At 43.4% G+C, this 19,812-nt stretch carries 19 protein-coding genes and 1 tRNA gene; 6 read left to right on the top strand and 14 right to left on the bottom strand.

What is annotated here, in order from left to right:
- Positions 1-135 precede the first annotated feature (135 nt).
- The gene (locus JMY05_RS10895; RefSeq protein WP_045447616.1) at positions 136-636 is read right to left on the bottom strand and encodes a DUF4385 domain-containing protein; all 501 of its coding nucleotides are present in this window, start codon (positions 634-636) and stop codon (positions 136-138) included.
- A 182-nt stretch (positions 637-818) separates the two neighbouring features.
- On the opposite strand from JMY05_RS10895, the gene JMY05_RS10890 reads away from it, so the two are divergent.
- Positions 819-1,187 carry a hypothetical protein gene (locus JMY05_RS10890; RefSeq protein WP_045447618.1) on the top strand — a complete coding sequence of 123 codons (369 nt, stop codon included), beginning with the start codon at positions 819-821 and terminating at the stop codon, positions 1,185-1,187.
- 87 nt (positions 1,188-1,274) lie between these two features.
- Here the strand turns inward: JMY05_RS10890 and JMY05_RS10885 are convergent.
- Both JMY05_RS10885 and JMY05_RS10880 read right to left on the bottom strand, forming a co-directional pair.
- Positions 1,275-1,350: transfer RNA gene (locus tag JMY05_RS10885), tRNA-Phe, on the bottom strand.
- Positions 1,351-1,472: 122 nt separating this feature from the next.
- Positions 1,473-1,895 (bottom strand): hypothetical protein, encoded by a 423-nt coding sequence (locus JMY05_RS10880; RefSeq protein WP_045447620.1) that lies wholly within the window; start codon positions 1,893-1,895, stop codon positions 1,473-1,475.
- A 402-nt stretch (positions 1,896-2,297) separates the two neighbouring features.
- Here JMY05_RS10880 and hisB point away from each other — a divergent pair, with 402 nt between their 5' ends.
- From hisB to JMY05_RS10865, 3 genes are all read left to right on the top strand, one after another.
- Positions 2,298-2,963, top strand: a complete 666-nt coding sequence (hisB, locus tag JMY05_RS10875; protein ID WP_045447623.1) for an imidazoleglycerol-phosphate dehydratase HisB — start codon at positions 2,298-2,300, stop codon at positions 2,961-2,963.
- Positions 2,963-3,607, top strand: a complete 645-nt coding sequence (gene hisH / locus JMY05_RS10870) for an imidazole glycerol phosphate synthase subunit HisH (RefSeq protein WP_045447626.1) — start codon at positions 2,963-2,965, stop codon at positions 3,605-3,607. The genes hisB and hisH overlap by 1 nt, the downstream gene beginning before the upstream one ends.
- A gap of 183 nt (positions 3,608-3,790) precedes the next feature.
- Positions 3,791-4,183: a hypothetical protein gene (locus tag JMY05_RS10865; protein ID WP_201615082.1), complete on the top strand. Its 393-nt coding sequence runs from the start codon at positions 3,791-3,793 to the stop codon at positions 4,181-4,183.
- Between the two features lie 121 nt (positions 4,184-4,304).
- On the opposite strand, the gene JMY05_RS10860 is transcribed toward JMY05_RS10865, so the two are convergent.
- The gene (locus JMY05_RS10860) at positions 4,305-5,627 is read right to left on the bottom strand and encodes a valine--pyruvate transaminase (RefSeq protein ID WP_201615080.1); all 1,323 of its coding nucleotides are present in this window, start codon (positions 5,625-5,627) and stop codon (positions 4,305-4,307) included.
- Positions 5,628-5,976: 349 nt separating this feature from the next.
- On the opposite strand from JMY05_RS10860, the gene JMY05_RS10855 reads away from it, so the two are divergent.
- Positions 5,977-7,356, top strand: coding sequence for a nucleotide-binding domain-containing protein (locus tag JMY05_RS10855; protein WP_045447632.1), 1,380 nt, complete (start codon positions 5,977-5,979; stop codon positions 7,354-7,356).
- A gap of 11 nt (positions 7,357-7,367) precedes the next feature.
- Complete coding sequence (locus JMY05_RS10850; protein WP_201615078.1) at positions 7,368-8,270, top strand: hypothetical protein; 903 nt, start codon at positions 7,368-7,370, stop codon at positions 8,268-8,270.
- A gap of 217 nt (positions 8,271-8,487) precedes the next feature.
- Here JMY05_RS10850 and JMY05_RS10845 read toward each other — a convergent pair whose 3' ends face one another.
- From JMY05_RS10845 to JMY05_RS10800, 10 genes are all read right to left on the bottom strand, one after another.
- On the bottom strand, positions 8,488-11,133 hold the full coding sequence (locus JMY05_RS10845; RefSeq protein WP_201615076.1) for an ABC transporter permease: 2,646 nt from the start codon (positions 11,131-11,133) through the stop codon (positions 8,488-8,490).
- A 19-nt stretch (positions 11,134-11,152) separates the two neighbouring features.
- A complete protein-coding gene (locus JMY05_RS10840; protein ID WP_201615074.1) occupies positions 11,153-11,872 on the bottom strand; it encodes an ABC transporter ATP-binding protein in 720 nt (239 codons plus the stop codon).
- A gap of 12 nt (positions 11,873-11,884) precedes the next feature.
- A complete protein-coding gene (locus JMY05_RS10835; RefSeq protein WP_201615072.1) occupies positions 11,885-12,709 on the bottom strand; it encodes an arylesterase in 825 nt (274 codons plus the stop codon).
- 87 nt (positions 12,710-12,796) lie between these two features.
- Entirely contained in the window at positions 12,797-14,065 is a 1,269-nt protein-coding gene (locus JMY05_RS10830; protein WP_227678169.1) for a CynX/NimT family MFS transporter, read from the bottom strand.
- 433 nt (positions 14,066-14,498) lie between these two features.
- Positions 14,499-14,744, bottom strand: a complete 246-nt coding sequence (gene nqrM / locus JMY05_RS10825; protein WP_045447638.1) for a (Na+)-NQR maturation NqrM — start codon at positions 14,742-14,744, stop codon at positions 14,499-14,501.
- 153 nt (positions 14,745-14,897) lie between these two features.
- Positions 14,898-16,028 (bottom strand): FAD:protein FMN transferase, encoded by a 1,131-nt coding sequence (locus JMY05_RS10820; RefSeq protein WP_227678168.1) that lies wholly within the window; start codon positions 16,026-16,028, stop codon positions 14,898-14,900.
- 142 nt (positions 16,029-16,170) lie between these two features.
- A complete protein-coding gene (locus JMY05_RS10815) occupies positions 16,171-16,971 on the bottom strand; it encodes an SDR family NAD(P)-dependent oxidoreductase (protein WP_201615068.1) in 801 nt (266 codons plus the stop codon).
- A 202-nt stretch (positions 16,972-17,173) separates the two neighbouring features.
- Positions 17,174-18,409 carry an NADH:ubiquinone reductase (Na(+)-transporting) subunit F gene (gene nqrF / locus JMY05_RS10810; protein ID WP_045447641.1) on the bottom strand — a complete coding sequence of 412 codons (1,236 nt, stop codon included), beginning with the start codon at positions 18,407-18,409 and terminating at the stop codon, positions 17,174-17,176.
- A gap of 123 nt (positions 18,410-18,532) precedes the next feature.
- A complete protein-coding gene (gene nqrE, locus JMY05_RS10805; RefSeq protein ID WP_011281361.1) occupies positions 18,533-19,141 on the bottom strand; it encodes an NADH:ubiquinone reductase (Na(+)-transporting) subunit E in 609 nt (202 codons plus the stop codon).
- Positions 19,141-19,812 (bottom strand): NADH:ubiquinone reductase (Na(+)-transporting) subunit D, encoded by a 672-nt coding sequence (locus tag JMY05_RS10800; RefSeq protein WP_055125671.1) that lies wholly within the window; start codon positions 19,810-19,812, stop codon positions 19,141-19,143. The genes nqrE and JMY05_RS10800 overlap by 1 nt, the downstream gene beginning before the upstream one ends.

Raw genomic sequence — 19,812 nt, 5'->3', positions numbered from 1 at the left:
CTTTTTTGGAGTATTAGCTCCAAGCCCTCATTACCTTAGCACAGCAAATCATGAATTCAATTATTTAACAGTCTGTCATTATCAATATTTCTATCTTTTCAGGCTGAGGATAATTTTTATTGATATATTTTATGCTTATTCAACCTCTTTATAACGTTCGCGATGTTCCTTTTTCATTCTTAAATAATCTTCGTTCTCACGACACTCGTCCCATTTTTGTTTAAATATGCGCGCTGACTCTGCTTTGACTGGGTCTTCGATTTGTCGTGGCAACTCTTCGCGACCATGTGCGCCGCTCTGACCTTTTTTATCATCGGGCACTGGCCCTTTATATTTTTTGCCGCCTTTGTGATTGGCATAACGACGGGCGCGGGTATAGCCCATTTGGATAAATTTACGCGCCATATCAGCACCGACAAAGTCATCAGCCGCCAGATAATCTAAAAACATCTGATAAATTGTCTCGCTGCTCTCAAGCGCAATATCAGGGGTCGCAAAGCGCCAGTGTGGCAGGATTTCAGACTTATACGGCTCTACCAATAAAACGCCTTGCTCGCCGCGCCCGACCCGATACAGCTCTGGCTGCGCGCGCAAATCTAGGTTTTTATAATCCAAATCGTAATCGAACGCTCTCATCGCTTTTCCCTATTAGTATTCGTCATCTGTCAAATTTATCATTATCAATACTATCGAGTATACTGAGCGCCGCTGTCTAAAAAACAGCACAAAAATGTTATGCAACCGTGACAGTAAGCGTTTAGCATGAGAAGCATGGCGAATAGAATCAATCATTGAGCAGGTCTGAGTAGGTTAAAGTTATGACAGTTAATAAAAACATCCTCAATAGCATCAGTCTAGCTGGCTCGACTTTTACGATGTCGTCAAAAAGTATATTTGTGATATCGGCGCTGCTGCTCATCAGCGTATTAAGCACCAATGCTGCCCATAGCGCATGGTTTGAGCGGTTGATTCCGCAAGGAGAAACTTACACGGTACGCGAGATAGATCGTGATTTGGCGTTCGTGATTGATGATTTCATTTATGATGCGCGCACGTCCTGCTTTTTAGCAGTGGGCGATAGAGTGATATTTTTTGAAGGACGCCATGGTATCGATTACCGCGCGACGGTTTATGACTTAGACTCGCGTGAACGTTGCGAGGTGTTATTAAGAAGACGTTTGTCATAAGCTATTAGACTTATTTCAGAACGGAATACAGGCATAAAAAAAGCCCCGAACATTGCTGTTCGGGGCTTTTTAGAATTCTTAAACGAATGGTGGCTCGAGGCAGGTTCGAACTGCCGACACACGGATTTTCAATCCGTTGCTCTACCGACTGAGCTATCGAGCCGTCTTCGTTGAGGCGCTATTAAACTAAATATAGGCGTTGCTGTCAAGTAGTTTTTGCATAATAGAAGATAAAAGACGATAAATAATCAAATATTGGCAAAATTAACTGTTTTTGCTCTCGATTTAGTCTTTAACACGCAGTAAATCATACTCGCTCATAATACGATGGATATCCGCATCGGCAGGGACAAATTGACGTACGCCTTTTTTTACCTCGGCATCATAGACTAGTTTGATAAACTTAGCATCGATAGCGCGACCGCGATTTTGCTGATGTACCGTTAAATATTGCAGACGCTTGGCGTCGGTTTGCCCATCATCAAAACAGGCAACAGCAGCGATAGGTTTGTCATTGAACATACCGACATACAGACATTGCCCGCGCTTAAAACCCTGCTCAACGATATTTAATACCTCGATACCATCAGGCTGCGCGTCATCGCTATCATATAATGCCTGCAAGCGCTCTGCTAGCTCATTGTCGCGCGCAGGTTTTCTGATAAGTGGTGTATCCAAGCTATTAATGGCGATCGCTTCTAAAGGCATAGCAGTTCCTATAAGCAAAGGGTTTTTATCGTATAAAGTAGCAGTATGACACAGCACAAAGTTATAACACGGCAAAAAGTCATAGAAAGTAGGCTGTAGAATATGATATCTAAAAGTCAGTGCAAGTCATGATTAATAATACTGAACACACTATTTTAGCAGAATGAGGTAATTTTGTGCGTGGTTTACCGCTTGGTCGTGGCAGTAAATGTTAGGGTTTGCTATGATGAGGCTAGATGATATTTAGTACGTACAAACCCTAATACCTTGATATCTTTTGTATATATCATTTTCTAATACATTTTTTACTAGCGCTGACCCAGACACTAGTAAAATATTTAAACATGTTTTGCCTTATTTATTGACCGCTTTTCACTGATAAAAAACTGATAGAGAGTAGCCATGACAGCCAATGCAATGACGACTGCTGATACACCTGAGCAAAATGCACCAAAAAACCTAAATCTACATGGTCGCCCTGAGCGTATTGCGACTGTCGAACGTAATACAGCTGAGACGCAAATCACTTGTACCGTAAACCTTGATGGCACAGGTAAAGGCACGGTGGATACTGGCGTACCATTTTTAGACCATATGATTGATCAAATCAAGCGTCACGGTTTGTTTGACTTAGAAATTAAATGCAACGGTGATACCTTTATCGATGACCATCATAGCGTTGAAGACACTGGTATTACCCTTGGACAAGCATTTAACAAGGCATTGGGTGACAAAAAAGGCATTCGTCGTTATGGGCATTTTTATGCTCCGCTTGATGAATCATTGACCCGCGCTGTCGTCGATCTATCAGGACGTCCGGGTTTACACATGGACATTCCATTTACCCGTTCGCATGTGGGTAATTTCGATGTTGACCTGTTTAGTGAATTCTTTTATGGTTTTGTGAACCACTCTTGGATGACGGTGCATTTAGACAATTTAAAAGGTAAAAACAGCCATCATCAAATTGAATCTACCTTTAAAGCGTTTGCTCGTGCGTTACGTATGGCTTGTGAGTATGATGAGCGTGCGCTTAATACTCTGCCTTCGACTAAAGAGGCGTTTTAATGGCTAAAGTAACCAAAGTAGCGCTACTAGATTATGGTATGGGTAATTTGCACTCTGCTAGCAAAGCACTATCGGTAGTTGGGGCAGAAGTCTCTATCACCAATGATCCTAAGGTTGTCGCTGCGGCAGACAAGATTGTCTTCCCCGGTGTCGGTGCGATGCGTGACTGTATCGCTGGCATGCACGAGGCGGGCATTGATGACGTCATACGCCATGCGGTATTTAATAAGCCTGTTATGGCTATCTGTGTGGGCATGCAGGCATTGTTTGAGCAGTCCGCTGAAAATGGTGGTACAGACTGCTTGGGTATCTTAAACGGCACTGTAGAAGCATTTGACCCTACGTGGAAAGACAAGCAGGGCACTACCATCAAAGTACCGCATATGGGCTGGAATACCATTAGCGGTATGGATTTTGACCATCCGCTGTGGCAGGGTATTGAGGACAACGCGCATTTTTACTTTGTGCATAGTTACTACTGCGAGCCTACTAATAGCTCACAAGTGGCGGCGATATGTGACTATGGTCAACCGTTTTGTGCCAGTGTCATCCAAGACAATTTATTTGCTACCCAGTTTCACCCAGAAAAAAGTCATACTGCTGGCTTGCAGTTGTTGAAAAATTTCGTCGAGTGGAATGTGTAAGTAGGCGATAAACGTGAAGTGAATATTTAATTTAGCAGAAGGTAGATTATCCATTATATAATCTGCCTTTTTTATGCTCAGCCATCACTTTGTAGCTGCCACTCTTTAGCTATTATAGTTTAGCCATCATGGTTTAGTGATACTCTCCGTCGTTTTCTACTTGCTTATATTTGGAATATCTCAGTGGATTTTACCGCTTTTAAAATCAATGTTATTGAAGTATCTGGACTTGCCAAAGATGCCTTACATATCTATGTCGGCGTCGGCATCTATCTTTTGTGTCTGCTTGTGCTGCGTCCTATCATTAAAAAGCAAAGCATCAGATCATTCATGGCTCTAGTCGTCGTGACGGGCATTGCTTTATTGGGCGAGTATTTAGATAATCGAAATACGATTGAAGCATCAGGCATGGCTGGCTTAAACCACGAACAGCTGGTCGCAAGCCTCCGCGATTTGATCAATACGTGCCTGCTGCCTTACGTGCTCTATGCGCTGAATAAGTGGACGACACTCTTTCAGGCATCCATCAATAAGCCTAAATCATTGACCAAGCGCCATAAAAAAACGGACTATTAAAGTCCGTTTTTTGTTTTGCTATTCGAGTTTATGATGGTTCTATTCATAAAAATTAGAGTAGCAAGAAAAACTCGTGTAAGTACTAGGTATGGTAGGCTAAACGAGTTTGACTCCGCTAATCTTATTTTTTGGCTTCATCATACAACTCACGTACCACTTCACCAATCGCTGCAATACCATCAGTCAGCGTCTGCTCATCAGCGGCGATACTCATACGAATACACTCATGTGCATGCTGATAATCGCTGACATCGACACCAGGGAAGAAATACTGACTTGGTACAATGAGCGTGCCTTTTTCTTTTAAAATCTCGTACAGCTCAACCGTGGTAATCGGCAAGTCTTTAAACCACAACCATAAGAAAATCGCGCCTTCAGGCTTATGAATCATCAACGGGTAATCACCCAATGCTTCTTTTAACAGCTTCACGGCAAGGGTCGCCTGCTTTTGATAAAAGGGCTTAATCTCATTATCGGCTAACTGCTTGATACGGTCATCTTTTACCAATGGCGTGGCAATCGCTGCACCAAAGCGTGTCGGTGCTAGATTCACCACCGCATTCATCGCGCTGACCGCTTCAATCACTTTGGCATCAGCCACGATAATACCCGTACGCATACCGGGCAGACCAATTTTAGACAGGCTAAAGCACAGAATCGTATTGTTATCCCACGTCAAATGCGCGTCTGAATAGATGATATTCGGGAAGGGCATACCGTAGGCATTATCGATGATAAGCGGTATGTCATAACGTTTGGCAATCTCGGTCAAATGCGCCATTTCGTCATCGGTCAGCACGTTGCCAGTCGGGTTGGTCGGGCGTGAGCAGCAAATCGCGCCAATACGACCTTCTTTTAGCGCTGGCAAGTTCTCCAATGCGTCAAAATCAACACGATATTTAAAGAAGCCTTCCGCGCCATCATGCGTCACTTCATCGATATGTGGCAATACCGCTGCGAAATGCTGACCTTCGACATGCACGTCGCTATAGCCGATATACTCAGGGGTCAATGGCAGTAGAATAGATTTGTCTACAGCTCCATTTTTTTCATCAGCGAAAGCGCCGCCAAACAGATTAAACAGGTAGAAAAACGCATTCTGTGAGCCATTGGTCAGGGCGATGTTTTCTGATGTGAGGTTCCAATCATAATGGCGGTTAAAGAAACCAACCAAGGCATCGATAAATGCCGCATCACCCTGCGGATTAGAGTAATTCGCCATGCTGATAATCGCGCTACTATTGGCCTCTCCTGCATCATTGTCATTACCTAGCGCCTTATAGGTCTCCAAAAACAACTCATTGACGGCATCAATTTTGGCAGGGTTACCACCGCCCAGCATGTTGACTGGCTGATCGCTTTTTAGCGCGTCGCCCAGATCGTCCATTAATTGTGAGATGCCAGTGGGCTGGGTAAATTTTTGACCGAACTTTGAGAATTTCATAAGGCTACCATGCTGTTTTGGAGGGTGTTATAAGTGGGTATTTAACCGATAAAGTGGGGCTAGTATAGCAAATGAGAAGTATAAAATAAGCAAAGTGCAGGGTGGATATCGACTTATATGTCTATACAGGTTGTGAAGTAAAAAAAACGCCTTCTAGGTGAGTAGAAGGCGTTTAGGTTAAGTTGAATACGTACGACAACAGGTGACGTATTAGATATACATATTCTTGCTTGTCAGCACCAACATGTTCATAACAAAAAATATGAAGTTATTTTTAAAACACTTAGAAAAATTTAATACTTAGAATTATAATTACAGGAATTTACTTTATTATTAGGGAAATACAGCTATGTTCGATTGTTCTAAAGAATTTAAAAAATTTTACAATAATCATGTAAAACTGCCCGATCAAGAAAAAAACATATTGAGAGATAAAAGAGATAAGAATATAAAGAGATTGAAAAATGGTTTAGAAAAATATAATAATGAAAATAATACTAGTTATAAGATTGCCGAATCTAGGACGCAAGGCTCTATGGCAATGCATACCATAGTCCAAAATGATAGAAAGGACTATGACATAGATGTAGCTATAGTTTTTGAATCAGACAACCTAGGTAGTTTGGGACCTTTGGCGACAAGAAATATGATAGCCGATGCGTTAAAGCGAGAGATGCATCAGTTTTCAGAAGAACCAGAAGTAAAGACAGGATGTGTTAGGGTACGTTATACAACTGGCTATCACATTGATTTTGCCATATTTAAAAGATCAAAATATTCTGAGTGGCAGGATGAGTATAATTATGAATATGCTGGAGATGTATGGTCTGCTAGAGACATTAAAGCTTTAGACGATTGGTTTATTGAGGAAATAAAAGCGAAAACTGATGATTTAAGGAAAGTAGTAAGACTATCTAAGATGTTTTGTAAGTCGAGAGATACTTGGGGTTCTCTGCCAAGTGGTTTGATTCAAACTATTTTATGCTCCGAAAATTTCGACTCCATTCATTCTCGTATAGATGAAAAATTTTACCATACCTTAAAGTCTATTCAGAGCAGGCTAGAATGGAATTTACAAGTCAATGCACCAAATAATATCGATAATGCTAGATCGATAACAACTAGACAGGTTGATCTTGATAAAATGCGTAGATGGAAAGATAAATTGTCTACGCAATTAGAAAAGCTAGATATATTATTTGAAAGTGATTGCACATATCAAGATGCTATATCTGCTTGGGGAGAATTTTTTAATCATGATTACTGGTCTGGATTAGGTAAATCAACAGTTAAAATATCTGAATCTTTAGAGTCAAGGAGCTATAAAGACACTGAGGAGTTTATAGATGAGCTTTACCCCGTGTTGGAGATATATAGTGTAGGTATTGATTGTAGGGTGTCACAAGATGGATTTAGGGAGATATCTCTTTATAAATACTTAGAAAAACACCTCCGAGGGTTCAGTCGGTTTATTCCTTTTAATTTTAAAGTTAAGTGTAAAGTAGGTAATACTGATTGTCCTTCCTATGATAAGGTCCTTTGGAAGGTAAGAAATGTTGGAGAGGTAGCAGAAAATAAAGACTGTATTCGTGGTCAAATCAAAGAAAGAACACATGAAATAATTGAGCCAACTTCGTTTAAAGGTACACATTATATTGAGTGTTATCTGATAAAGAATGGTATCTGTGTTGCGATTGGTCGTGTAGATGTTCCAATTGGTCAAGGATAGGAAGATAAAACTTGAAGAAGTTACTGAAATTATTTATTAGTGTTATTTTAGCTATAGTAATTATATTTTTGATAAAAGAGACTGGAGAAAAATTTTACTCAGGATTGCTTTCTGTTCCTATATTTGTATTTTACAAAGATAAGGTAGGCGAGCTTTATAGCGAGATAAAGGTTTTTTTTGGTCAGGATGACTGGAAGAAAAAACAGAAGGAGTTAGAACGAAAAGGTCTATTAAATGAAGATACGAGAGTTAGAATTTCATTCGCTTATTTATTTAGAATAAAAATTGATGATAAGTATTTTCTAGTGCCAAATACTCGAACAGGAAAATATCAGCCTGTCGGCGGTGCATATAAATTTAGTGAAATAGAAGCCAATTATTTGAATGAAAATATACTATTTGAGTATGATGAGTATATTGTTGTAGATGAAATTACAAAAAAAGATTATAGGTTGTTTATAAAAAATAAAAACTTGAAAGAATTTATTAGAAGGTTTGATAAAACTCCTAATAGAGAAAATATTAGTGACTTATCTAGAGAGTTCAAGGAAGAGATTTTTTCATCTGGAATATTAGATGAACAAGGCTTCGGTAATCTGAGCTATAAATACTGTGGAAGGCATATGACTAGTATTGTCGAAACTGTTTTCCATCCTTTCGAAATATTATTAGCAGATATTGTAGAAGTAAGGTTAACTCCATATCAAGAGAGTTTGTTCAAACGTCTTATAGAGCAAGATTCAGATAAATATAAGTTTGCTACTGCTAAAGAAATAAAGGCTGAAGGGATAAAGGTTGGTACTCAAGACCTATCAGCAAGCATCGCTAATCATACTTTCAAAATATTAAGTGAAAAAAGCGATAAGCTGAAAGGAAGAAAGAAATATAAATCTGTAATAACAGTATCTTTGTAGAAATTAGTCTTTAATTGAGATTTTAAATTACGGTTAGTTTCTATAGCTGTATGGTGTCAACTCTAGCCTTGATTTTTGTGGATATATTTGGTGCACGACACAGGGCTGCAGGCGCTTAGTAAAGAAGGTATCGTTGAGTCAGGAGAGACCGTCCCTAACCTTGTCGACTGCCCCTGTGTCAGCCAAGATAGCAGCAAAAGTAGTATCAATTTCAAATCTAAATCATAGCCCTTACCCTTGCCATAATCCCGCGTCCAATCACCAATCTCACATAAATAATGGCAATAGCAAACAGCAATGCCACTAATGCAATACCGCCGAGTCCTAAGTTTGCCCACGGCATACTAAACTGTAAATTAAACCATTGAGTAACGGCAAGCCAAGCACCACCAGTGGCGATAATCACGGCAAAGGTCGCCGCGCTAATACCCAGCACGCCCAGCTCTAGGATATTGAGCATATATAGGTCACGCTTTTGCATACCGAGTAGCCTAAATGACGCGCTGTCCTTCATGCGATCTTGCGAGGTAGACAGTAGCGAGCTGATCAGCACCATGACGCCAGTGAGCAGGGCAAGCAAGGTAAACACATAGACCAAGCGGCTCATTTGTACCACCAGTTCTTGGATTTGCTTGGCAATGGCAGTGCCATCAATCGTGGTGACAGCAGGGAACTCGCGTACCAGTTTGCCTTGTAGTTCTGGAATGTCATTCTCTGATACGTGGGCAGTAGCAAATTGAATTTGCGGAGCAGCGGACAGCACCGACGGCTCAAACAGGAAATAAAAATACGGGCTTGGGCCACGCTCATAGCGCGTGCGAATACTGGTAATCTGCCCGACGATTTCGATCCCTTGAATGTTAAAGCGCACCTGATCGCCCATACCGACATTGAGCATACTGGCGGCAGTATCTAAAATAGACAAGGGTTTGACTTGCTCATCTGTCGCAGCGATAGGGGTGTATAGCGCGTCATCTGTGAGTGATTCAGTGATGTATTCGGTCTCCATGACCGTATCTGCGTAGCTCAAATTAAACACCCGCGTGGGATCATCAAAGCCATCAGCAGGCACGATATCTTTTGCCGCTACATTATTGGCCGTCTCCACACGGGCACGAATGACCGGATAATAAGTGACGGGTACTTTAAGAATACTGTCTATCTTGTCGTGCTGATCGGTCTGCACATCAAGCAAAAATAAGTTAGGCGCATCTTCAGGATAGGCATTGATAAACTGCGCATTGATACTGTGATTGAGCGTGGTGATAAGCGTCAGTACTGCCACCGATAACGATAAAGTGACAAAGAACAACGCTGATTGATTACCTTTACGCGCAAGATTATGAATAGCGATACGCTGCATCCAACTGACCTTGGTATTGCTCGCCAATTTGGCAAGGAGCCAGAGCCACCCACGCGCCAGCAGCCAAAATATCGCTACCAAACCGATCAAGCCGCCCAATAGCTGTGCGCCTAACGACAGTGAGCCCACTTCATAAGCAAAGAAGGCATACAGCCCTGCCAGCACCAGCCCATACCATAGTAGCGGCACGCGTAGATACCAAGGCAAGTTTTGTGTTTGCGTACTCGCCCCTTGATTGAGTAGGGTAGCGGGTTTGGTCGTGTTAAGTGCGCTTAGACCACGCTGCGCAATTAGAAACGTCAGGACTAGAGCAATCACAATGGTTTTGATAGCACTGATCGGATTGATGGCGAGACCAACATCGGCAGGCAAGATAGCCACCAGATACGGCTGACCAATTTTAAGAAAACCTAGACTCAGTATAATCGCGGCGACACAAGCAATGGCAGTGGTGACGATGAGCAATTGATAGTAGCTACGTTTGAGTGAGCCAAGCGGCTCGCCTAACGCGAGACGAATGGCATTGTTCGACTGCTGCTTGGTGACAAATGCGCTAATAACACCGTACATGGCAACCGCAGAGAGTAGCAATACCGCGATGACCAGCAATTTTAAAAACATCAGGACATTGTCAGAGATACGCGAGACAGAGGTATCTGCAGACTCAGCATCAGACAGCTCGATATCGGAATAATTGGTCAGGATGTCTGTGAGCTTATCACGCTGTGTGGCTATCAGCTCTGGATCGCCTGCCATCTCGATACGGTAGTTTATGCGGCTACGTTGACCCAATAGATTGGTCGCTGCCAGTGAGTCCTCATGCATTAGGACACGTCCACCAAACCCAAAAGTGGTCAGCGGACGATCAGGTTCTTTGGTCAGTACATCACTGATCGTGAACTGCGCATCGCCAATAGCGATACGGTCGCCAACATCGGCCTTTAGGCTAGTGAGCACTTCTGGCGCGACGATCACACTGTCAGAGGTTAGCTGATCCCACAGCGGCCGTCCTGAAGCTAGCTCTGCTGTACCGTATAACGGATAGGACGTTGAGACGGCTTTGACGCTGGCAAGCAAGGTTTGCTCATCATTGACCAGCATGGCGCTAAACTGATAGTCATACACCGTCTGCGTATCGGGGATGGTTTCTACTTGCGTCAATACTTCACTTGGCCAGTCTTGCTTGCTGTTTAGAATCAAATCCCCACCAACGAGGGCGCGCTGATTGTCATTGATATAGCGATCGACAGACTGCTGCACAGAATCGAGGGTTAGGTAAGTTGCAAGCGATAAGGTTAATGTCAGCAGAAACAATACCGGATATACCCAGCGCTGCCACCAACTACGGCTTAATGCTTGAGAGCCCAGTGTTTGAAAACCTAAGGTACGGGTAAATAATTGATTGAGGATACCGCTAGGATAGCTGGACTCTTGACGCATACTGGTATCAGTCTTTTTTGTATCAGCTGGTGGTTTATTGTCTGTGGGCTTACGATTCATTAAGATACAATCCAGTTATTCATGTAGGTACAATTCGACCATCATGCATGGTGATGACACGATCTGCCATCTCGGCAAGTGCAGGATCGTGAGTCACGACCACCAGTGCTGAACCAACCTGTTGTCGCAAGTCCAATAGCAGCTGCATGACTTGATCGGCATTTTGCTCATCGAGGTTGCCTGTAGGCTCATCGGCGAATACGATTTTTGGATGCGATACCAGCGCTCGTGCCACAGCCGTACGCTGCTGCTCACCGCCCGATAGTTGATTGGGTAAGCTATGACGGCGATGACCCAAATCAACGGCGTCAATAAGCTCGTCTACTCGTGCTGGGTTTGGTCGTCTGACAATATCAAGTGGAAAGGCGATGTTCTCGGCGACAGTCAGTGTCGGTAGTAGATGAAACGACTGAAAGACAAAACCCATGTCGTGTTGACGAATGATCGCCAGCGCATCTTCGTCAAGACTGCTGAGCATTTGACCTGCTAGCGACACCGTACCGCTGTCTGGGTAATCTAGCGCCGCGAGTAAACCTAACAAGGTGGATTTACCTGAGCCTGATTTGCCCATGATGACCACAAACTCGCCAGCATTGACATAGATATCTACATCTTTAATGATTGATAGGGTTTGCTCGCCGACTTGCACGGTTTTGTTGAGTTTATTAGCAGTCAGTAGGGCTTCTGTTTTAAAGTTTGCTTGTGGCATTGACGCGGCAATCGAAGGTGATGATGTCATTACAGTGTCTCGTTAAGTAGTCTCATTTGTCGTATTTTTTGTCGTCTCATCTTTAGCATTTTCAGTTGTGTTGTCTGCATCAGCTGTTCTTAGCTCTTTTAACTTGGGCTCTAGAATAGGCAAGATATTGTCATTGACGATAATCTCGTAGCCCTCTTTGGTCGGATGAATGGCATCGGCTTGATTGAGCGCAGGATCACCGCCCACACCATCCAAGAAGAAAGGAATCAGCGTCACGTTCATGTCTTTCGCCACTCTCGGATATATCGCGGCAAATGATTTTACATAGTCAGAGCCAAGGTTGTCATAGATTTGCATGCCGCCCAAAATGACGATACTGCCATTATCCTGTAGACGTTTGACCGCGGTACGAATATTGGCTTCAACTGTCGCCACATCGATACCGCGTATGGCATCGTTAGCACCAATGGTCAAAATCGTCACATCAGGCTTAGTTTGCAATACCCAGTCTAAGCGATTGACCAATCCTGTGCTGGTTTCACCGCTCAATCCTGAATTGATAACTTTGGCATTGTCGTAACCCATTGCTTGCAGACGATCTTCTAACTGAGCAGGATAGTTGTCATCTTTATCCACCCCAAGACCTTCTGTTAGAGAGTCGCCCAATGCCAAGATCGTTAATGGCGCTTGCTGTGCAGTGGATGTTGCCGGTTGCTCAGATTTTGTCGTTTGAGGTTCGGCAGTTTGAGTACTGTTTTGCATGCCGTTATCGGTGCTAGGTTCAGATGGTTTTTGGCAACCACCGAGCGCCATTACGGCTGTTAAAATAGCCAATGTTGGTAAGTGTCGAGCGAAACGAATGGATAAATTCATCATGATTATTCTGTCCTATAAGCAATCAAACCAGTGTAGCAAAATAAGACAGACACCAATATTATCCTAAGGTTACTGTAGTTTTTGATATTAAAGCTTTTTGCCATCAACCATCACTGGACGACTCACTACCCAAGCAATGATGACGTTGATAACCATCAAAATGAGCATAATGAATAGGGGTAAATCCCAGCTGCCAGTCGCTTCATGTAGCCAACCTGTCCCTAAGGGACCAAAAAACGCAATCAAATAACCGACGAATTGCGCCATACCAGACAGCTCACTAGATTGGTTGGTCGTATAAGTACGTAAGGAGAACAGCATCATACTCAAGGTGAAAATAGCGGAGCAGCCAATGCCCATCAGACCTGACCACAACCAAGCGAGGTCGGTAGATAAATAATTGATTCCTAAAATACCAATAACATTCAGCACCGCTGCAAACACCGCCAGCGCCTGAATAGGGCGGCCGCGATTGATCAGCCACGTCAGGCTCAAAATAGAGACTGGCGCCATAAACTGAAACACTGAAGCCATTTGTCCTGCTTGCACTGCGGATAGCCCTTTGCTGACCCAAATAGAGGGTAAGAAACTGGCAACAGTATAAAATAATAGTGATTGCAGCCCCATAAATACCGCAATTTGCCAAGCAAAAGGTGTACGCCACATAGATATGTCAGACGCTCCAGAGGTATATGGCACAATGGCTTGATGACTAGACGAACCAAGACGCAACCGCAAAAATATCCAAATAATGATCGCAAAAATACCCAATAGCGACCACCCACCTAGTGCCCATTGCCAACCCACTTGCTCAGATAATGGTAGTACAACTCCGGCGACGATGCCTGCCGTCACCGTCATCGTTAGACTAAATAGCCCTGTTATGAGTGGAATATGCTTGGGCGTACGCTGTTTAATAACAGGGGCAGCTAAGGTGTTCGCAAAACCGATAGCCAACGTCAACAATAACGTACCAATCAAAAACCCAGACCAAGTGGGAATAACGGTACGAATCATCATACCAATCGTTAATAACGCAATCATCGCAATGAGCGTATTCTCAAGCCCAAAACGCTTACCAATGGCTGGCGCGATCAGTGCGCCCACCGCAAAAGTCAGCATGGGCACTGCTCCTAGCCAACCAATCTGCGTCTCAGAGATATTGAGGGCATCTTGTACAACAGGGGCAATAGAGCCGAGAGCAACAATAGGCGCACGCATATTGGTGGCGAGCAAAATCATGGCACATAAAATGAGCCAAAAAGTGAAGCGTGAGGAGGGCAGCTCAAACGGTGACGGCGTATCTGAATGAGACTGTAATGGCACATCAGGTGGCAAATCAGTAGAGGTAGACATAGCAGCACGACTATTAGAATAAGAAAAAGGACACGTCATTAAACAGCGCCGAAGCATCGTCGCTTGTAAATAACACCAAAGAAAACGCACCTAGACGGTGACTAAAATCATTAATTAGAATCGTAAATTAGAACTAGAGATTACTTGCAGAATACAAGATATATGAGTAACCATTTTGAAAGCGCGCTTATCTTCAATCGCCTATCAACTGGATACGGTATTAGATTTATTTAGTCTACTATTATTAACAGGCCTTGCACGTGCCGTATTTATATCCAAGATATCTTAAAGCGATGCTAACTAGATACGTCGCGGCTGGCACAACTAAAAATAGCGCCAGTCCCTTGCAAAGGACTAGACGCTATTATAAGAACAGATGTTAGGTAAATACTACCAGCGTATGGTAACAAACGCGGTATTTATAAAATTTAGTTTATACAGGTTTGCCTAGCTGAGCGGCTTTAAGGGCATTTTCTTGCTGTTCTGCCACGATTGAATCACACTTATTGGGATCATTTCCACAAAACGAGCAATTTTCATCACCCATTAGTTTAGCAACGCCGCCACAAGATCCTCTAAGCGGCTTCTTTTTGACCATATAACCGATACCCATAAAGATAAAGAACAGGACGAATACGGTAAAGGTAATGGCAAGCATGGGAAGCAATTGACTAAGCATAGAGGAAACCTCGATTTTTAAAAATAGTGTGGCTATTTACTAGGGTAATACCTTAATAGTATAGCAAGATCAGTATAGCAAATTTTTGTATGGCTCGTTGATGGTTATCGAGCCGTTTACAGTATTGCGACTAAGCTCTATTGCGACTAGGTTCTAAGGCTGTTTGTCAGCACGTAATGCTTGCATTGCTGGTGTTTGTACCACTTGCCACTGGTCAGTATTCTTATCAGAACCCGTCGCCTTTGCCTCATCAGCTAAGACAACAAACAAGGCAGCTATATCTTGTGCTTTGGCTGTCGCAAGGGCTTTTTTATAAGGCATCGCAGTGAGGGCAGTTGCCCACGCATCTGCCAAGGCGACTGAGTCTGCTGCAACGGTTACCGATGGTGCACCGCCCGCGATAGGCTTGCCAGTGGTTGGATCAATCGTATGACTGTAGCGCTGACCGTCGAATATGACGGAATTACGATAGTTGCCAGAAGTTGCCAAATACATCTGATTATCGGTATTGATGGGTTGACGAATCGCTGATATTGTCTGACGCTCGCTGACCGTACTGTCCTCAATAGGTGCATCAATCGCAATTTGCCACGGCTGCTGTTGGTTATTGACCCCAGAGGTTGCAATTTCACCCCCTATCTCTACCATGTAGTTGCGAATTTGATAGTCATCTCTGAGCACATCGGCGATTACATCGACGCCATAACCTTTAGCAACTGCTGAGAAATCAAGCCCGACGCCATCTTTGGTTTTATAAATGCTCTGCTCTTTTTGTATAATGCTCTCAAAATCTACCAAGGCTTTTGCTTGAGCAATCTCAAGTGCTGTCGGTGGACTTTGCAAGCGCTCAACGGTCATGGTGCTACCAAAGCCCCAAGTATCTACCAATGGCATGACGGTAGGATCAAAGGCGCCACCAGATTGCTGATAGACGATTCGTGACACATCAAGTACGTGAGCAAAATCTGCATCGATAGTGAGAGGGATGTCTTTACCTAAATGGTTGAACTTAGAGATAGTAGAGTCTGCTTGATAGGTAGACATACTGTCATTGATTTGCTGCAAGCGCTTATCAATCGACGCTTGGATGGCCGCTTCATCTGTATTCGCAGGTAGCTGATAACTGATATGGTAGCTCGTTCCCATGGTCTCACCGCTGAGATAATCATAATCTGGCGTTTGCTGGCAAGCGCTAAGACTGAATACAGCACTGATAGCCATAACGGGCAATAAGGTAGTTTTCATCGATTTTCTAGACAATGAGAGTGGGGATAATTTTTGCATTATTGGTTTTCTCATATTAATCATAATGGCTTTTATGGCAAAAGGGTGAGTGGCACGTTCTATTAGCGTCGCCCATTTTACACCCCTTGTCACCCATAACGCCAATCATCGACTTAAGACCTAGTGGCTTAAACGACTAGATTTACTTTACTTTTGATTCACGGATGAGCTTATATAGTTTTGGTGGCGATAGGCGGTTGACTGTGGTCGCCAGTTTTTCTTTAGTGCCTGCCACGATGATATATTCTTCACCCTTAATCAGGGCTTTTATGACCTGTTTAGCAAAGGTAGCTGCGGTTAATCCTTTATTGGTTGCCTCGTCCATCGTTCCTTGCGCGCTACCGTCACCAGTCAAGGCGTTAATAGAAATACTGGTTTGAATAAATCCTGGGAATATCGTCGCCACCTCTATGCCTTGTTCATGCAGTTCTGCACGCAGACTGTTTGCCCACATATGAAGTGCGGCTTTGGCTGCTCCATAAGCGCCGCGATATTGCGTGCCTAATAAACCAGCCACGCTCGATACCATGACAATTTTGCCGCCACCTTGCGCGATCATATCTGGCAGTACTAGTCTGGTCAGACGTGTCTGCGCAAAATAATCTATCTCCATAATTTGGCGCTCAACTTCTTCAGTGGTTTCCATGATAAGCGCGCGTTGACTGATGCCAGCATTATTAATAAGCCAATCAATTTGTCCAGCTTGAGCTTTAGCTGTCTTATACACGTCTTTTGCTTGTTTAGAATCGGTGATATCAAAAGGGATGATGAAATGGTTTTTGCTGTTTTTACAGCGGTTTTTGACTGCTACTAATTTTGCCTCATCACGCCCACTTAAAATAATGGTGGCACCACGTTTGGCAAAGGAGATAGATAATGCTGCGCCGATACCACTAGAAGCACCAGTAATCCAAATGGTCAAATCTTTAATGTTGGTTTTCATAAGAATCCTTTCTTAAGGCAATAAATAATTAATCATATAGTAGAGGGCAGGCGGTCTGCTATTTAGATTTGTATGCTTATTATGCAAGGGTTGCATTTAGTCAGAGCCAAAAAAAGAGCCTCAATTGAGACTCTTTTTTATTTATTACTTTAGAATACTTTTTTACGTAACCATTTGCTTAGCCACTTGCTTAGTTACTCACTTAACCGCCGAAGTCATCAAGCATGATGTTTTCATCTTCCACGCCCAAGCTGTGTAGCATGTCGATGACCGCCGCATTCATCATCGGTGGCCCACACATGTAGTATTCACAGTCTTCTGGGTTTGGATGGTTTTTCAGATAGTTTTCAAGTAGTACATTATGGATAAAGCCGGTTGGACCTTCCCAATTGTCTTCTGGTAATGGATCAGACAATGCTACATGCCACTCAAAGTTATCGAACTCTTCTGCTAGTTGATCATAATCTTCAACATAGAACATCTCACGAATAGAGCGTGCACCATACCAAAAGCTGATTTTACGCTTAGTATGTAAGCGTTTAAGCTGATCGAAGATGTGCGAGCGCATCGGTGCCATACCAGCACCACCACCAACGAAAATCATTTCAGCGTCAGTCTCTTTGGCAAAGAATTCACCATAAGGACCTGAAACCGTCACTTTATCGCCAGGTACTAGGCTAAATACCCATGAGGACATTTTGCCTGGTGGAATACCGTCAGGACCGCGTGGCGGTGGACTAGCGATACGAATATTAAACTTAATAAGGCCTTTTTCTTCAGGGTAGTTGGCCATCGAGTAAGCACGAATAACTGGCTCATCAACTTTTGAGACATAGTTGAAGATACCAAATTTTTCCCAATCTTCGCGGTATTCTTCGTCAATGATAAAGTCTTTATAATGCACTTCATGCGGTGGCGCTTCTAACTGTACATAACCACCAGCACGGAAGTTCACTTCTTCGCCATCTGGAATTTTAAGGACCAGCTCTTTAATAAAGGTAGCAACGTTATCATTAGAGAGAACTTCACATTCCCACTTTTGTACATCAAAAAACTCAGGGTCAATCTCGATTTTCATGTCTTGCTTAACGGCTACCTGACAAGCCAGACGCATGTGATTGCGAATTTCGCCTTGAGTAAAATAGCCTTCTTCGGTGGGCAAGATAGAGCCGCCCCCTTCAATAACGCGGCAACGACACTGCGCACAAGTACCACCGCCACCACAGGCTGAAGATAAGAAAATACCTTCGCTTGCAAGGGTTTGTAGTAATTTACCGCCTGCTGGGGTCACGACGTCATTATCGGGATTATCATTGATATGGATGGTAACATCGCCTGAACTGACCAGTCTTGAGCGCGCCGCCAAAATAATGGCAACGAGGCCCATGATGATCAAGGTAAACATAGCAACGCCACCAATCGCCGTAGCGTAATCCATGGTAGGTATCCTTAATCTATGGAGTAGGGGTGCGAAAAGACGTCATTGCGTGTTTCCTGAACCCCTACCGAATAAATGAATTAAATAGGTCAAATCGCTAAATAGGCTGTTAAGCTTAGCGGTCTAAATTGACATACCGCCGAAAGACATAAAGCCAAGTGACATTAGACCAACTGTGATAAAAGTAATACCAAGACCACGCAGCGGTGCTGGAATGTCTGAGTATTTTAACTTTTCACGGATACCGGCCAATGCGGTAATCGCCAATGCCCAACCGAAGCCTGCGCCCACACCATATACGACAGATTCGCCGAAATTATAGTCACGCTCCACCATAAACAGTACACCACCTAAGATGGCACAGTTTACAGTGATGAGTGGCAAGAACACCCCAAGGGCGTTATACAGACTCGGGACGAACTTATCGAGGAACATCTCTAGAATCTGTACGGTCGCAGCAATCAAGCCGATATAACTGAGCAAGCCCAAAAAGCTTAAGTCGATATCGGGGAAACCTGCCCATGCCAGCGCACCATCTTTTAGAATGAACTGAAAGAGTAAGTTGTTTAGCGGTACGGTAATCGCCATCACGACGACCACGGCAACACCCAGACCAATAGCGGTTGAAACCTTCTTTGATACGGCCAAGAAAGTACACATACCTAAGAAATAGGCCAGCGCCATATTCTCAATAAAGACTGAGGTTATAAATAAACTAACATAATGTCCCATTAGTGACCGCCTCCATGTGCCATGCCTTTAGACTGCGGCTTCATTACAAATTCAGCATCTTCAACCTGCTCAGGTTTCCAGATACGGATAATGGCAATGAACAAACCAATAATAAAGAATGCTGACGGTGGCAACAGTAATAGACCGTTTGGAATATACCAACCGCCATCAGTGACAGGCTGTAGGATGGTGATACCAAACCACGTACCTGAGCCAAGTAGCTCACGGATAGTCGCAACAAACAGCAAAACCGCAGAATAGCCAAGACCATTACCAATACCATCTAAAAAGCTTGGCACTGGTGGATTGCTCATGGCAAATGCTTCGGCACGACCCATCACGATACAGTTGGTGATAATCAAACCAACGAAGACCGACAAGCCTTTACTCACATCATAAGCGACAGCTTTTAGCACCTGATCCACCAAGATAACCAAGGAAGCAATAATAGTCATCTGTACGATAATACGAATGCTTGAAGGGATTTGCTTACGAATGATCGAGATAAAGAAGCTTGAAAACGCCGTGACCAAGGTCAACGCCACACACATTACCATGGCATTGGCCATGCTTGTGGTGACAGCCAGCGCCGAACAGATACCAAGAATCTGTAGGGCAATGGGGTTATTATCAAAAATAGGCGAGGTTAAAATACTTTTAGTGTCAGCCAT

Source organism: Psychrobacter sp. JCM 18902, assembly GCF_904846615.1.
GTDB lineage: Bacteria > Pseudomonadota > Gammaproteobacteria > Pseudomonadales > Moraxellaceae > Psychrobacter.
Note: the sequence above shows the minus strand (reverse complement) of the source record. Positions and strands in the feature narration are given on the sequence as shown.

Bases quoted from the DNA above. Each gene is read 5' to 3' on its own strand.
- JMY05_RS10895 (WP_045447616.1), bottom strand. From the start codon at position 636: ATGAGAGCGTTCGATTACGATTTGGATTATAAAAACCTAGATTTGCGC.
- JMY05_RS10890 (WP_045447618.1), top strand. From the start codon at position 819: ATGACAGTTAATAAAAACATCCTCAATAGCATCAGTCTAGCTGGCTCG.
- JMY05_RS10880 (WP_045447620.1), bottom strand. From the start codon at position 1,895: ATGCCTTTAGAAGCGATCGCCATTAATAGCTTGGATACACCACTTATC.
- hisB (WP_045447623.1), top strand. From the start codon at position 2,298: ATGACAGCCAATGCAATGACGACTGCTGATACACCTGAGCAAAATGCA.
- hisH (WP_045447626.1), top strand. From the start codon at position 2,963: ATGGCTAAAGTAACCAAAGTAGCGCTACTAGATTATGGTATGGGTAAT.
- JMY05_RS10860 (WP_201615080.1), bottom strand. From the start codon at position 5,627: ATGAAATTCTCAAAGTTCGGTCAAAAATTTACCCAGCCCACTGGCATC.
- JMY05_RS10855 (WP_045447632.1), top strand. From the start codon at position 5,977: ATGTTCGATTGTTCTAAAGAATTTAAAAAATTTTACAATAATCATGTA.
- JMY05_RS10845 (WP_201615076.1), bottom strand. From the start codon at position 11,133: ATGAATCGTAAGCCCACAGACAATAAACCACCAGCTGATACAAAAAAG.
- JMY05_RS10840 (WP_201615074.1), bottom strand. From the start codon at position 11,872: ATGACATCATCACCTTCGATTGCCGCGTCAATGCCACAAGCAAACTTT.
- JMY05_RS10835 (WP_201615072.1), bottom strand. From the start codon at position 12,709: ATGATGAATTTATCCATTCGTTTCGCTCGACACTTACCAACATTGGCT.
- JMY05_RS10830 (WP_227678169.1), bottom strand. From the start codon at position 14,065: ATGTCTACCTCTACTGATTTGCCACCTGATGTGCCATTACAGTCTCAT.
- nqrM (WP_045447638.1), bottom strand. From the start codon at position 14,744: ATGCTTAGTCAATTGCTTCCCATGCTTGCCATTACCTTTACCGTATTC.
- JMY05_RS10820 (WP_227678168.1), bottom strand. From the start codon at position 16,028: ATGCAAAAATTATCCCCACTCTCATTGTCTAGAAAATCGATGAAAACT.
- JMY05_RS10815 (WP_201615068.1), bottom strand. From the start codon at position 16,971: ATGAAAACCAACATTAAAGATTTGACCATTTGGATTACTGGTGCTTCT.
- nqrF (WP_045447641.1), bottom strand. From the start codon at position 18,409: ATGGATTACGCTACGGCGATTGGTGGCGTTGCTATGTTTACCTTGATC.
- nqrE (WP_011281361.1), bottom strand. From the start codon at position 19,141: ATGGGACATTATGTTAGTTTATTTATAACCTCAGTCTTTATTGAGAAT.
- JMY05_RS10800 (WP_055125671.1), bottom strand. From the start codon at position 19,812: ATGGCTGACACTAAAAGTATTTTAACCTCGCCTATTTTTGATAATAAC.